The organism is Pseudomonas orientalis (assembly GCF_001439815.1).
Taxonomy (GTDB): domain Bacteria; phylum Pseudomonadota; class Gammaproteobacteria; order Pseudomonadales; family Pseudomonadaceae; genus Aquipseudomonas; species Aquipseudomonas orientalis.
Genome location: NZ_JYLM01000001.1, coordinates 166,625 through 180,846 on the forward strand (window position 1 = coordinate 166,625; position 14,222 = coordinate 180,846).

A 14,222-nucleotide genomic window follows, 5' to 3' on the forward strand; every position below is an offset into this window, starting at 1 on the left:
GGCTCACCTCTTGCTCTTGATGGCAGTGCCGAGCACTTGCAGGTAGGAGACCAACGCGTCCATCTCGGTCTTGCCCTTGAGGCTGGCGACCGCGCCCGTGATGTCGTCGTCGGTATACGGCACGCCGAGGGTGCGCATCACCTTCAACTTGGTCTCGGTGTGGCTGCTGTCGACGGCGGCGGTGACCAGCCACGGATAAGCCGGCATTTTCGACTCCGGTACCACGTTTCGCGGGTTGTACAGGTGCGCGCGGTGCCAGTCGTCCGAGTAGCGTGCGCCCACGCGGGCCAGGTCCGGCCCGGTGCGTTTGGAGCCCCATAGGAACGGATGGTCCCACACGCTTTCGCCGGCCACCGAATAGTGGCCGTAGCGCTCGGTCTCGGCGCGGAACGGGCGGATCATCTGCGAGTGGCACTGCACGCAGCCTTCGCGGATGTAAATGTCACGGCCTTCCAGTTGCAGCGCGGTATAGGGCTTCATGCCTTCCACCGGCTTATTGGTCACGTCCTGGAAGAACAGCGGGACGATCTGGGTCAGGCCGCCGATGCTCACGGCGAGCACCATCAGCAGCATCAGCAGGCCGACGTTCTTTTCAATCGTTTCGTGTTTCATCATCGACTCCTCAGGCCAGCTGCGCGACAGGGATGGCTTCGACAGGCTGCACCGAACGCACGGTGCGCCAGGTGTTGTAGGCCATCAGCAACATGCCGCTGAGGAACACCGCACCGCCCACCAGCCGCACAATGAAGCCTGGGTGACTGGCCACCAGGGTTTCGACGAAGGAGTAAGTGAGGGTGCCGTCTTCGTTGACCGCACGCCACATCAGGCCCTGGGCGATGCCGTTGACCCACATCGAGGCGATGTAGAGCACGGTGCCGATGGTGGCCAGCCAAAAGTGCGCGTTGATCAGGCCGAGGCTGTACATCTGCTCGCGGCCGAAGACTTTCGGGATCATGTGGTACAGCGCGCCGATGGAAATCATTGCCACCCAACCGAGCGCACCGGCGTGTACGTGGCCGATGGTCCAGTCGGTGTAGTGGGAGAGGGCGTTGACGGTCTTGATCGCCATCATCGGGCCTTCGAAGGTCGACATGCCGTAGAACGCCAGGGATACCACAAGAAAGCGCAGGATCGGGTCGCTGCGCAACTTATGCCAGGCGCCCGACAGCGTCATCATGCCGTTGATCATGCCGCCCCAGCTCGGGGCCAGCAGTACCAACGACATCACCATGCCCAGCGACTGCGCCCAGTCCGGCAAGGCGGTGTAGTGCAAGTGGTGCGGGCCGGCCCAGATATACAGGGTGATCAGCGCCCAGAAGTGCACGATGGACAAGCGATAGGAATACACCGGGCGTTCGGCCTGCTTGGGCACGAAGTAGTACATCATCCCGAGAAAGCCTGCGGTGAGGAAAAAACCTACCGCGTTATGGCCGTACCACCACTGCACCATGGCATCCGTCGCACCGCCGTACAGCGAGTAGGACTTGGTCAGGCTGACCGGAATTTCCAGGTTGTTGACGATATGCAGGATCGCCACGGTGATGATGAAGGCACCGAAAAACCAGTTACCCACATAGATATGCTTGGTGTTGCGTTTCATGATCGTGCCGAAGAACACGACGGCATAGGCGACCCAGACGATGGTGATCAGGATATCGATCGGCCATTCCAGCTCGGCGTATTCCTTGGAACTGGTGTAGCCCAGCGGCAAGGTGATTGCGGCCAGTAGGATCACCAGTTGCCAGCCCCAGAAGCAGAACGCGGCGATTTTCGGCGCGAACAGCGTTGTCTGGCAGGTGCGCTGCACCGAGTAGAAGGAGCTGGCGAACAGCGCGCAGCCCCCGAAGGCGAAGATCACCGCGTTGGTGTGCAGCGGGCGCAGGCGACCGAAGCTGGTCCAGGGCAAATCGAAGTTGAGCGCAGGCCAGACCAATTGGGCCGCGAGAAAAACCCCGAGCCCCATGCCGACGATGCCCCACACCACCGTCATAATGGCGAATTGGCGGACCACCTTGTAGTTATAGGCGGTACTTAAAGTAGTGTTCATGGTTCCCCATCCACGGTTCAACCCAAGCAGATGCGGCACTTGGGCTGGAGTTATAGGCAGACTAAAAAGCGAGGCAAGCATGGGCAAAGAGCACAAGGCCAGTATTGACGGGGATCAATGGGCACAGTGTGTGCACGAACGCGGCTGGTTATGGGATGTCGCGGCGCAGGCACCTTCAGGCCAGCCTGTCACGCTGATCCTGGCCCACGGCGCCGGTGCGCCGATGGACTCGGCATTCATGAACGACATGGCTGCGCGCCTTGCCGGGCATGGTGTGAGCGTATTGCGCTTCGAGTTTCCCTACATGGTCCAGCGCCGTTCGGACGGCGGCAAGCGCCCGCCGAATCCGGCGCCGAAACTGCTGGAATGCTGGCGTGAGGTGTATGCGCAGGTGCGACGCCATGTCGCTGGGAAACTGGCGATTGGCGGCAAATCCATGGGCGGGCGCATGGCCAGTTTGTTGGCCGATGAGCTGGGTGCCGATGGGTTGGTGTGCCTGGGGTATCCGTTCTATGCGGTGGGCAAGCCGGAGAAACCCAGGGTCGAACATTTGGCTGCGCTTAAGACACCGACGCTGATTGTGCAGGGGGAGCGGGATGCGCTGGGTAATCGGGCGGCGGTGGAGGGGTATGACGTGTCGCAGAGTATCGAGGTGATGTGGTTGGTGGCGGGGGATCATGATTTGAAGCCGTTGAAGGCGTCGGGGTTTACCCATGAGCAGCATCTGGAGGCTGCGGCGGTGCGAGTGGCTGAGTTTCTGGGTGCCTGTTAGGGCCCTATCGGGGGCAAGCCCCCTCCCACATTTTGACCACATTCCAACGTTGGAACTCGGTCGGATGTGGGAGGGGGCTTGCCCCCGATAGCGGTCTACCGGTTAAAACGCTCTACCAGCGAATACTGGGTATTGGCCGTATGCGTCAGCTCTTCACTCAACTGCGCCGAGTTCATCGCCTGCTCCGAGGTCTGATCCGCCAACAGCGCAATGGTGCTGATATTGCGGCTGATCTCTTCGGCCACTGCGCTTTGCTCTTCGGTAGCAGCAGCGATCTGGGTAGTCATGTCGGTGATATTCGCTACCGCCTCACTGATGCCCACCAACGCCTGATCCGCTTCCATCACCCGTGCCACACCCTCTTCGGCCTGGCGATGCCCGGCGTCCATGGTTTGCACGGCTGCGGCCGCGGTGCTTTGCAGCTTGGCGATCAGGGTATGGATCTGCCCGGTCGATTCGGCGGTGCGTTGCGCCAACTGGCGCACCTCATCAGCCACCACCGCAAACCCACGGCCCATCTCACCGGCGCGCGCCGCTTCGATGGCGGCGTTCAATGCCAGCAGGTTGGTCTGGTCGGCAATGCCTTTGATCACATCCACCACGCCGCCGATTTCATCGCTGTCCTTGGCCAGTTGCGTGACGGTGACACCGGTTTCGCCCACCGCCACCGACAGGCGCTGGATCGCCTCGCGGGTTTCCCCGGCGATGTCGCGGCCGCGACCGGTCAGGCGATTGGCTTCCTGGGTGGCATCCGCCGTGCGCTGCACATGGCTGGCGACTTCCTGGGTAGTGGCCGCCATCTGGTTGACGGCCGTGGCGACTTGTTCGGTCTCCACGCGCTGGCGCTCCAGGCCGCTGGAGCTGTTGTGCGCCAGGGTGTTGGACTGCGCCGCCTGGTCGTTGAGGTGTTCGGCGGTGTCCTGCAGGCGGGTCAGGCAGGTCTTCAGACGCGCTTCCTGGCTGAGGATCGACATCTCCAGGCGCGCCTGGGCGCCACGGCTGTCGGTGTACATTTGCGCGATCAGCGGGTCGGAGGTGGTCTGTTCGGCCAGGCGCAGCAAACGCTTGAGGCCGCGCTGCTGCCAGCTCAGGCCCAGCAGGCCCAGTGGCACCGACAACCCTGCCGCGAGGGCAAAGCCCCACTGGGAAGTGAGGGTCGCGCCGATCATGAAGCTCAACTGGCTGACCAAAATAAACGGCAGCCAGTCCTGCAGCACCGGCAGCCACTTGTCCCGCTGAGGAACGGCCGACTTGCCCTGGTTGATGCGTTGATAGAGCGCTTCGGCCCGGCGGATCTGCTCGGCGGTGGGCTTGATGCGCACCGATTCGTAGCCGATCACCTGGTTGCCGTCGAAAATCGGCGTCACATAGGCGTTAACCCAGTAGTGATCACCGGTCTTGCAGCGATTCTTGACAATGCCCATCCATGGCAAGCCTTGTTTGAGCGTCGACCACATGTGCGCGAACACCGCCGCCGGAACGTCCGGGTGACGCACCAGGTTGTGCGGGGCACGGACCAGTTCATCGCGGGTGAACCCACTGATTTCGACGAAGGCGTCGTTGCAGTAGGTGATCACACCCTTGGCGTCTGTGGTGGAGATCAACCGTTGCTGAGCGGGGAAGGTACGTTCGCGCTGGGTAACGGGTTGGTTATTACGCATGATTGTTCAATCCGCAAGGCTTTCACGGGTTATCGGCCATGCCGGGCGTTTATTTAACTTATTTTTGCAACAATCCAGCGAGCAGCGTTGCCCCTGTAGGAGCGAGCTTGCTCGCGAAGCACTCAAGGGCAACGCGTTCATTCAGGATGCCTGCGTTAGCGTTGACGTCCTTCGCGAGCAAGCTCGCTCCTACAGTAACGCAGGTTTAGCCGGCGAGCATAGGGTAGGTGAACAACCCGAAGTGCAGCAGATTCAAGCCAAAATGCGTGGCAATCGCCGCGCCCAAACCACCAAAGCGATAGGCCAGGCCGTAACCCACGCCGGCAATACTCGCCAGCAGCATCCACTGCCAACCCGCAGCAAAATGCACCAGGCCGAATAACAGCGAGGCCAGCAGCAGCGCGAGGTTCTCGCCGTAGGGCAGGTGTTTGAAGCGCCGACTTAGGCCGCCCTGGATATACCCGCGAAACAGCGCTTCTTCGACCAGCGTCACCAACAGCAGATTATTCAACACCCACAGCCACGCCTCGTCCGGCCATTTCGGCGCCCAACTGATCATCCCTAGCAGCGCTGCACCACCCAGGGCGGCGATGGCGGCCAGGGTCAGGGCCACGGCCGTAACGCAGATCGACAGGCGCAGTGAGCGGCGCGCCACAATCCACGGGCAGGCCAGCAATAGCCAGAAGCCGATCAGCGGTTTGTCCTGGTTCAGGTACATCGAGAACGGCACCGCGTCTGGGGTGAAGCGCTGAGGCGCGATGGCGCGGCCATTGTGGAACCCCGGCAACCAGTGCATCGCCAGGCCCAGGGCCAGGACGATAAACAAGCCGTGGCCCAGGTAGCGTGCCCAAGGGTTGCGTTGCTGGCGTACGGCGTACCCGGCTACTAACAGCAGTGCGATGGAGACCGCGGCCAGTACGCCCAGTTGGCCGTAGATCAAGGCCACGACATAGCCAATGGAAAGTAGGGTGAGGTACAGCCAGGGCAGAGCAATCATGTGCAATCCTTGAATAAACTGGGCGGCATTATAACGAGCGGTCTGCCTGGGCGGCATGAAAACTCCGCCACGCACAGGGTGAGGGGAAAGGATTGCAAAATGTATTTGCGGCTGGTTATAGTCGTCGCGTCTTTATCCCTTCAAAAAGATCAGCACATGCCAGCTTCCCAGCGCATAGCGGTAGTCGATTCAGCGGTCAACGCTGTGGTCGTGCCGTGCGGCGCCGAGCAGCCTGCGCAGATCAGTCACTACCCCCCCACCTGTCAGTAGCACGCCGGTGTACGCAGTCGTATCACCGCCGGGTTTGGGCATTTCGGGCTGATCAGCGATTCGCTGCCGTCCGGTGCCTGCCTGAAAAAAACCTACTGAAATTCAGTCCTTACTGAGTCGGCTTTTTTGCCTGATGACAGGTGGTAACTCATGTCTGTTCTTTCGAAACAATCCGTGGCCGCGGCGGCCTCGACGAGCTTGTTCGTTCTGCTATGGAGCAGCGGGGCGATTTTTTCCAAGTTGGGCCTGGCGCATGCTTCGCCCTTTGCCTTTCTGCTGATCCGGTTTGCCATCGCCCTGTTGGGGTTGGTGCTGCTGGTACCGCTCCTCAAGTTGACGCTGCCACGTCCCGGCAAGCCCATGCTGTATGCGGCGGCGACGGGCCTGGTGTTGTTGGGGGCCTATCAGATTTTCTATCTGCTGGCCCTGGACCTCAAAGTCACCCCCGGGGTGATGGCGACCATCATGGGCGTCCAGCCGATCCTCACCGTGGTGCTGATGGAGCGCCAGCGCTCCTGGCGCCGGCTGTTCGGCCTCGGGTTAGGGCTGGCCGGCTTGATCATGGTGGTGTACCAGGGCATCGGGCTGGCGGGCATGTCCCTGGCCGGGATGCTGTTCGGGCTGCTGGCGCTGGCGAGCATGACGTTTGGCTCGATCATGCAAAAGCGCATCACCGACAACCCGTTGGGCACATTGCCGTTGCAATACCTGGCCGGGATGCTGTTGTGCGCAGTGTTCGTGCCGTTCCAGCCATTTCACTTTGAACACGAGGCGGGCTTTTACCTGCCGGTACTGTGGATGGGGCTGGTGGTGTCAGTGCTGGCGACGCTGTTGCTGTATCGGCTGATCGCCCGCGGCAACCTGGTGAATGTCACCAGTTTGTTCTATCTGGTGCCGGCGGTGACGGCGGTGATGGACTACCTGATCTTCGGCAACCGGCTGGCTCTGTTGAGCCTGTTGGGGATGGCGTTGATCATCGTTGGTTTGGTGTTCGTATTCCGTAAGAACTAGCCCCCCTGCAGGCGCGAGTTTGCTCGCGAAGAACATCAACGACTACGAGGGCATCCTGAATGAACAGGGTGCTCTCGGATTTTTCGCGAGCAGGCTCGCTCCTGCAACGCAGTTGTTATTTGGCCGGGCGCAGCACCAACCACAACGCCCCGGCAATCAACACCCCGCCGTATACGTGGGCCATCGACAGCGGCTCGTCCAGCAGCAACGCGCCCCACAGTACGCCGAACGGCGGAATCATGAAGGTCACGGTCATCGACTTGACCGGGCCAATGGATGACAGCAGGCGGAAATACAGAATGTAGGCGAACGCCGTACACACCAGGCCCAACCCCAGCAAGGACAGCCACACCTGCCAGCCACCCCAGCTCGCTGGCGGCTGGCTGATGGTGCTGTAAGCGAACAACGGCAGCAAAAACAACGTCGCGCCGAGCATGCTGCCCAGCGCGGACAGGCGGCTGTCCAGCCCACCGCGCTGATCCAGCCAGCGCCGTGCGAGAAATCCGGCAAAGCCATAGCAGGTGGTGGCCAAAAGGCACGCCAGCGCCCCCGTCAACAAGTCCATGTCAAAAGCTACCGGACCCGCACGGGTCAGCACGCCCACGCCGAACAGGCCCAGGCACACCCCGGCGATTTTCGACGGCGTCAGGCGTTCACTGAAAAACATCCCGCCAATCAACACGCCCATCAATGGCGTAGTGGCGTTGAAAATGGCCGAGTAACCCGCCGGCAACACCTGTGCGGCTACCGAATACAGGGTCGCCGGAATCCCGGAGTTGATCACGCCCAGCAGTAAAATGGTCTTGAACTTGCCCTTGAAATCCCAGTTCACGCGCATAATCGCAAGAATCACCAACAATCCGGCGGCAGCGATTGATACGCGGAAAAACGCGGTCGGCACGCTGCCGATTTCCGGCGCAATGATGCGCATGAACAGGAAACTCGCCCCCCAGATGGCGGCCAGTCCCAGCAAGTACAGGGTGTCGACAGGTCTCACGGAAAACTCCTACGTAATCGGGCGGCGGAGTGTTGCCCAGCGTTTCGGTCGGCACAATCGTTAAGTATCGCTGTCGATGAAAAATCGGCCTTCTCCTGCCTCGGTTCACTGGCTAAGCTCAGGGCTTCCCGCTACCCGTTCGAGGTTTTCCGCATGTCGCAGCCCGCCCTCGCTATCGCCCGGATGATCCTCGACGGTTTCGACGACTACCGTGAACACTTTCGCCAGATCACCGATGGCGCTCGCGAGCGTTTCGAAAAGGCCCAGTGGCAGCAAGGGCAGGCGGCTTCGGCGGCGCGCATCAACCTCTACGAAGAGAAAGTGGGGGAGGTCACGACGCGTCTGCGGGCGGCTTTTGATACGGGCGTGTTGCAGGCTATCGATCTGTGGCCGCTGGTAAAAAGTGCCTACATCGGTCTGATTGATCTGCGCTTTGACGATGAGCTGTCGGAAACCTGGTACAACTCGGTGTTCTGCAGCCTGTTCAGCCATGACCTGATCAGCGACGGCTGCATGTTTATCCACACCACGCGGCCCAGCCTGCGGCGGGCGCGGGCGGCGCAAACCCGCACCTATACGCCTGTCGGCAAGATAGCGGACATGCTCGCGCAGATGTTTGCGGACTACCGCTTCAGTGAGCCCTACGCCGACTTGCCTGCCGACCTTCGCCGCCTGGAAGCTCAACTGCGGGAAAACCTGCCGGACTGGGTATGCAAGGACCCGGACCTGACCGTCGAGCTGTTTTCCTCGGTGCTCTACCGCAATAAAGGCGCCTACCTCGTCGGACGTATCCACACCCGCGACGAACAATGGCCGTTGGTGATCCCGTTGCTGCACCGCGAAGGGCAGGGGATTCAGATCGATGCGTTGATCACTGACGAAGCCGACGTGTCGATCATCTTTTCCTTCACTCGTTCGTACTTCATGGTCGACGTGCCGGTACCTGCGGAATTCATCGACTTTCTCAAGCGCATCCTGCCCGGCAAGCACATTGCCGAGCTGTACACCTCCATCGGCTTTTACAAACACGGCAAGTCGGAGTTCTACCGCGCACTGATCAATCACCTGGCGACCACCGATGATCAATTCATCATGGCGCCGGGAGTGCGTGGCATGGTCATGAGCGTGTTTACCCTGCCGGGTTTCAACACCGTGTTCAAGATCATCAAGGACCGTTTCTCACCGTCGAAAAACGTCAACCGCGCCACGGTGATCGAGAAGTACCGCCTGGTCAAAAGTGTCGACCGGGTAGGGCGCATGGCCGATACCCAGGAGTTCGCCGACTTCCGTTTCCCCTTGAGCAAGTTTGAGCCCGAGTGCCTCGCCGAGTTGCTGGAAGTCGCCGCCGGCACCGTCGAAGTGGAGGGCGACACCGTCCTGATCCGTCACTGCTGGACCGAACGGCGCATGACCCCGCTCAACCTTTACCTCGAGAATGCCAACCCCGCCCAGGTGCGCGAAGCCCTGGAGGACTATGGCCTGGCGATCAAGCAATTGGCGGCGGCCAATATCTTTCCGGGTGACATGCTGCTCAAGAACTTCGGCGTCACCCGTCACGGCCGGGTGGTGTTCTACGACTACGATGAAATCTGCTTTCTCACCGAAGCCAACTTCCGCCACATTCCCGCGCCGCGCACTCCCGAGGATGAGATGGCGTCGGAACCCTGGTATTCCATCGGTCCGCTGGATGTGTTCCCCGAAGAATTTCCGCCCTTCCTGTTTGCCGACGCCAGCCAGCGCAGGTTGTTCGATGAGCTGCATGGCGAGTTGTATAACGCCGATTATTGGAAAGGCCTGCAGGAGGCGATACGTGCCGGTAAGGTCATTGATGTATTCCCTTACCGGCGCAAGCAATGCGATGAATCATAAGAACGAGCGGTGTTTGAACCGCATGATGGCAGTGTCAAATCCCGCTCATGAAGTTCATGCCGCGTACTGCCTGGCTGGTTGTGTGGTAATTCGCAATTCTTTGGGCCGCCAGGCTGGTGACTGGCGCTGACGTGGTTCGAGGGCTTGATGTAGAAGACGCCTTTTCTGTGTAGGCGGGGGGGAATTCATATTGGGGAGGTGGCAGCGACTCTTTTGAGCGCGGTTGGGCCTGCATGGACTGTGTGTAGCTTGGCGGGCGTGGGGTGACGGAATCGATTGACATTTTAAACTCCAGTTTCAATAGGGGACACGTTAATTTTCTAGACCTGTCCAGAGCTTTATTGAAACTCGCGTATTGGGTCCATTACATCGGATTTTCGCTTTTCAACCATGAGAAATTGGATCCAGGATTTGTAGTAAAAGTCGCCCCAGACGGCTAAGCCCGCGCGTTCATTTTTGATTGACCGTCTCAAGGCCGGAAGAAATCTGCGACAATCTTTCCCCCATGCAATCGATCCACGCTGTGCAGGGCAGACCTGCCTCACCAAAAGACCCTTGCCACCCAGATGACTGACCAAGCACCCACCCTCGACCAACTGCTCAAATCCCTCGATCACGCCATGCTCGCCGACCGCCACCGCTTGCGCCGGCAGTTGCTCGAGCTGCGCAAGAAGCCCGACGAGGAAAAGCTGGCGCAGTGGGTGGCGCGCATGCAGGCGTCATGCGCCCAGGTCACGGCGCGGCGTGCGAGCCTGCCGGTGATTCGTTACGACGACAGCCTGCCGATTGCGGCCAAGCGCGACGAGATCAAGGCTGCGCTGAACAAGCATCAGGTGCTGATCATTGCCGGCGAAACCGGCTCGGGTAAAACCACCCAGTTGCCGAAGATCTGCCTGGAAATCGGCCGTGGTCAATACGGCCTGATCGGCCATACCCAGCCACGCCGGATCGCTGCGCGCAGCGTGGCCAGTCGCGTCGCCGAAGAACTGGCCACGCCGCTGGGCGCCTTGGTCGGCTATCAGGTGCGCTTCGAGGACCAGAGCGATTCCAATACGCTGATCAAGCTGATGACCGACGGTATCCTGCTGGCGGAAACCCAGAACGACCGGTACCTGGAACGCTATGACACGATCATCGTCGACGAGGCCCACGAGCGCAGCCTGAACATCGACTTCCTGCTCGGTTACCTCAAGACGCTGTTGCCGCGCCGCCCCGACCTGAAAGTCATCATCACCTCGGCCACCATCGACCTTGAACGTTTCTCCAAACACTTCGACGACGCGCCAATTGTCGAGGTCTCGGGCCGTACTTTCCCGGTCGACACTTGGTACCGCCCGCTGACGCTGGAGCAGGACGAGGAGGGCAACCGCGTCGAGGACGACCTCACCGTCGACCAGGCGATCCTCGCCACTCTCGATGAAATCGCCGCCTACGAGCGCAGCGAACGGCGCAGCCCCGGCGATGTGCTGGTGTTCCTGCCCGGCGAACGCGAAATCCGCGACGCTGCCGAAATGCTGCGCAAGGCCCAGCTCAAGCACACCGAAATCCTGCCGCTGTATGCGCGCCTGTCACCGGCCGAGCAACAGCGCATTTTCCAATCGCACCCGGGTCGCCGCGTGGTACTGGCGACCAACGTTGCGGAAACCTCGTTGACGGTGCCCGGCATTCGTTATGTGATCGACAGCGGCACCGCGCGCATCAGCCGCTACAGCTACCGCGCCAAGGTGCAGCGATTGCCGATCGAGGCGATTTCCCAGGCCAGCGCCAACCAGCGTAAAGGCCGTTGCGGCCGGGTCGAGCCGGGCATCTGCATTCGGTTGTACAGCGAAGAAGACTTTATCGGGCGCCCGGAATTTACCGACCCGGAAATCCTGCGCACCAACCTCGCGGCAGTGATTCTGCAGATGCTGCACCTGCGCCTGGGCGAAATCACTGACTTCCCGTTTATCGAACCGCCGGATGGCAAGGCCATCAGCGATGGTTTCAACCTGCTGCAAGAGCTGTCGGCGGTGGACCGCAACAGCCAGCTCACGCCGTTGGGCCGCCAGCTGGCACGCTTGCCGGTGGATCCGCGCATGGGCCGCATGCTGCTCGAGGCCGCCAAGCTGGGCAGCTTGCAGGAAGTGTTGATCGTGGCCAGCGCCATGTCGATCCAGGACCCGCGCGAGCGCCCGCCGGAACGCCAGCAGGCCGCCGATCAGGCCCATGCGCAGTGGAAAGATGCGGATTCGGACTTCGCCGGGCTGGTCAACCTGTGGCGCGGCTTTGAAGAACAGCGCCAGGAATTGACCGCCAGCCCGCTGCGCAATTGGTGTCGAAAGAACTTTCTCAACTACCTGCGCCTGCGCGAATGGCGCGACTCCCATCGCCAGTTGAGCCTCATCTGCCGCGACATGCAGCTGACAATCAACAAGGAACCGGCCGATTTCCCGAAATTGCACAAGGCGGTGCTGTCCGGCTTGCTCAGCCAGATCGGCCAGAAGACCGAGGACGGCGACTACCTGGGCGCGCGTCAGCGGCGCTTCTGGATTCATCCCTCCTCGGGTATCGGCAAGAAACGCCCGCAGTGGCTGATGACCGCCGAACTGGTGGAAACCACCAAGCTGTATGCGCGCATGGTGGCCAAGATCGACGCCGACTGGATCGAACCGCTGGCCGGGCACCTGATCAAGAAAAACCACTTCGAGCCGCATTGGGAGAAAAAGCGCGGGCAGGTGGTGGCATTTGAACAGATCACCTTGTTCGGGCTGATTGTGGTCGGACGCCGGCCGGTGCATTACGGGCCGATCGATCCGGTGGTGTCGCGCGAGTTATTTATCCGTGAAGGCCTGGTGCGCGGCGAAATCCAGTCCCGAGCCAAGTGCCTGGCGGCCAACCAGCAACTGCTGGAGCAGCTCGACGAACTGGAAGCCAAGGCGCGCCGCCGCGACATCCTGGCCGACGAGGAAACCCTCTACGCTTTCTACGATGCGCGCCTGCCGGCCGAGATTCACCAGACGGCGACCTTCGACAGCTGGTACAAGGTCAACAGCCAGAAAGACCCGCAACTGCTGATCATGCGCGAAGAAGACGTGCTGGCCCGCGAAGCCAGTGAAGTGACTGCCGCGCATTATCCGGACACCTTGCACCTGGGCGACCTGGCCTTGGCCTTGAGTTACCACTTCGAGCCCAACCACCCGCGCGACGGTGTCACCTTGCGCGTGCCGGCGCCGTTGCTGCCGGCCTTGCCGGCCGAGCGTCTGGAATGGCTGGTGCCGGGGGTGATCGAAGCCAAGTGCATCGCTCTTGTGCGCAACTTGCCGAAAGCGCTGCGCAAGAATTTCGTGCCGGTGCCGGATTTCGTCAAGGCGGCGCTGCAGCGCATCGAGTTTGGCCAGGGCTCGCTGCCCCAGGCGCTCGGCCGTGAATTGCTGCGCATGACCGGTGCGCGGGTCAGCGACGAGGCCTGGGCCGAGGCCGCGCAGCAGGTGGAAAACCATCTGAAGATGAACCTGGAGGTGGTCGACGGCCAGGGCAAGTTTCTCGGCGAAGGCCGGGATCTGGCGCAGCTGACGGCACGTTTCGCCGAGGCCAGCCAGGCGGCGCTGGCGGTACCGCAAACTGCGAAAAGCCAGCAGCCGGTGGAGGCCAAGGTGTTTGCGGCGGTCGCTGAGAAGACCCAGCAGAACATCGCCGGCCTGTCGATGACGGTGTATCCGGCGCTGGTGGAAGAAAACGGCACCGTCAAGGAAGGGCGTTTCTCCACGGCCGCCGAGGCCGAGTTCCAGCACCGTCGTGCCTTGCAGCGCTTGCTGCTGCAGCAACTGGCGGAGCCGGCGAAATTTTTGCGCGGCAAATTGCCGGGGCTGACCGAGTTGGGCCTGATGTACCGCGAACTGGGGCGCATCGATGCGCTGGTGGAAGACATCCTGCTCGCCAGTCTCGACACCTGCGTACTGGAAGGCGAAGCCACTTTACCGCGCGATGGTGCCGGGCTGGCCGCGCTGGCCGAGCGCAAGCGTGGCGGCTGGACCGAACACGCCGAGCGTCTGGCGCGCCTGACCCTGGACGTGCTGAAGCTCTGGCATGGCCTGCAAAAACGCTTCAAGGGCAAGATCGACCTGGCCCAGGCGGTAGCCTTGAACGATATCAAGCAGCAGTTGAGCAACCTGGTCTATCCAGGGTTTGTGCGCGAAACCCCGGCGCAGTGGTTCAAGGAGCTGCCGCGTTACCTCAAGGCCATCGAGCTGCGCCTGGAAAAACTGCCGAGCCAGGTGCAGAAGGACCGTGTGTGGAGCACCGAACTCAGCGGCCTGTGGGCCCAGTACCAGAACCGCCTGAACAAACACGCCCAGGAAGGCAAGCGCGATCTGCAGTTGGAGCTGTATCGCTGGTGGCTGGAGGAATATCGCGTGTCGTTGTTTGGCCAGCAACTGGGGACCAAGGTGCCGATTTCCGATAAGCGCCTGAGCAAGCAATGGAGCCAGGTAGAGCCCTGAAAAACGTTCCCGATTCCTGATTTGGGCAAAGTCGAATGTGGGAGGGGGCTTGCCCCCTCCCACATTTGATCTTCGCAGCTTTAAGCATTTTGTTCGCTTAACTGACTGGCATTAGGGCTT

The 14,222-nt window shown here is 61.1% G+C and carries 9 protein-coding genes; 4 read left to right on the forward strand and 5 right to left on the reverse strand.

Annotated features, from left to right (window positions below; genetic code table 11):
* Positions 1–3 precede the first annotated feature (3 nt).
* Complete coding sequence (gene ccoO / locus TU82_RS00780; RefSeq protein WP_057721245.1) at positions 4–612, reverse strand: cytochrome-c oxidase, cbb3-type subunit II; 609 nt, start codon at positions 610–612, stop codon at positions 4–6.
* Between the two features lie 10 nt (positions 613–622).
* On the reverse strand, positions 623–2,047 hold the full coding sequence (ccoN, locus tag TU82_RS00785) for a cytochrome-c oxidase, cbb3-type subunit I (protein ID WP_057721246.1): 1,425 nt from the start codon (positions 2,045–2,047) through the stop codon (positions 623–625).
* Positions 2,048–2,126: 79 nt separating this feature from the next.
* On the opposite strand from ccoN, the gene TU82_RS00790 reads away from it, so the two are divergent.
* Positions 2,127–2,819: an alpha/beta family hydrolase gene (locus TU82_RS00790; protein ID WP_057721247.1), complete on the forward strand. Its 693-nt coding sequence runs from the start codon at positions 2,127–2,129 to the stop codon at positions 2,817–2,819.
* 95 nt (positions 2,820–2,914) lie between these two features.
* On the opposite strand, the gene TU82_RS00795 is transcribed toward TU82_RS00790, so the two are convergent.
* Both TU82_RS00795 and TU82_RS00800 read right to left on the reverse strand, forming a co-directional pair.
* Positions 2,915–4,480: a methyl-accepting chemotaxis protein gene (locus tag TU82_RS00795; protein ID WP_057721248.1), complete on the reverse strand. Its 1,566-nt coding sequence runs from the start codon at positions 4,478–4,480 to the stop codon at positions 2,915–2,917.
* 205 nt (positions 4,481–4,685) lie between these two features.
* On the reverse strand, positions 4,686–5,477 hold the full coding sequence (locus tag TU82_RS00800; RefSeq protein WP_057721249.1) for a CPBP family intramembrane glutamic endopeptidase: 792 nt from the start codon (positions 5,475–5,477) through the stop codon (positions 4,686–4,688).
* 420 nt (positions 5,478–5,897) lie between these two features.
* Between TU82_RS00800 and TU82_RS00805 the strand changes: the two genes are divergently transcribed.
* Positions 5,898–6,758: a DMT family transporter gene (locus tag TU82_RS00805; protein WP_057721250.1), complete on the forward strand. Its 861-nt coding sequence runs from the start codon at positions 5,898–5,900 to the stop codon at positions 6,756–6,758.
* A gap of 115 nt (positions 6,759–6,873) precedes the next feature.
* On the opposite strand, the gene TU82_RS00810 is transcribed toward TU82_RS00805, so the two are convergent.
* A complete protein-coding gene (locus TU82_RS00810) occupies positions 6,874–7,755 on the reverse strand; it encodes a DMT family transporter (RefSeq protein WP_057721251.1) in 882 nt (293 codons plus the stop codon).
* A gap of 153 nt (positions 7,756–7,908) precedes the next feature.
* On the opposite strand from TU82_RS00810, the gene aceK reads away from it, so the two are divergent.
* Positions 7,909–9,624 carry a bifunctional isocitrate dehydrogenase kinase/phosphatase gene (gene aceK / locus TU82_RS00815; RefSeq protein WP_057721252.1) on the forward strand — a complete coding sequence of 572 codons (1,716 nt, stop codon included), beginning with the start codon at positions 7,909–7,911 and terminating at the stop codon, positions 9,622–9,624.
* A 566-nt stretch (positions 9,625–10,190) separates the two neighbouring features.
* Positions 10,191–14,102, forward strand: a complete 3,912-nt coding sequence (gene hrpA / locus TU82_RS00820; protein ID WP_057721253.1) for an ATP-dependent RNA helicase HrpA — start codon at positions 10,191–10,193, stop codon at positions 14,100–14,102.
* Positions 14,103–14,222 lie beyond the last annotated feature (120 nt).

Bases quoted from the DNA above. Each gene is read 5' to 3' on its own strand.
- aceK (WP_057721252.1), top strand. From the start codon at position 7,909: ATGTCGCAGCCCGCCCTCGCTATCGCCCGGATGATCCTCGACGGTTTC.
- TU82_RS00805 (WP_057721250.1), top strand. From the start codon at position 5,898: ATGTCTGTTCTTTCGAAACAATCCGTGGCCGCGGCGGCCTCGACGAGC.
- hrpA (WP_057721253.1), top strand. From the start codon at position 10,191: ATGACTGACCAAGCACCCACCCTCGACCAACTGCTCAAATCCCTCGAT.
- ccoN (WP_057721246.1), bottom strand. From the start codon at position 2,047: ATGAACACTACTTTAAGTACCGCCTATAACTACAAGGTGGTCCGCCAA.
- TU82_RS00790 (WP_057721247.1), top strand. From the start codon at position 2,127: ATGGGCAAAGAGCACAAGGCCAGTATTGACGGGGATCAATGGGCACAG.
- TU82_RS00795 (WP_057721248.1), bottom strand. From the start codon at position 4,480: ATGCGTAATAACCAACCCGTTACCCAGCGCGAACGTACCTTCCCCGCT.
- TU82_RS00800 (WP_057721249.1), bottom strand. From the start codon at position 5,477: ATGATTGCTCTGCCCTGGCTGTACCTCACCCTACTTTCCATTGGCTAT.
- ccoO (WP_057721245.1), bottom strand. From the start codon at position 612: ATGAAACACGAAACGATTGAAAAGAACGTCGGCCTGCTGATGCTGCTG.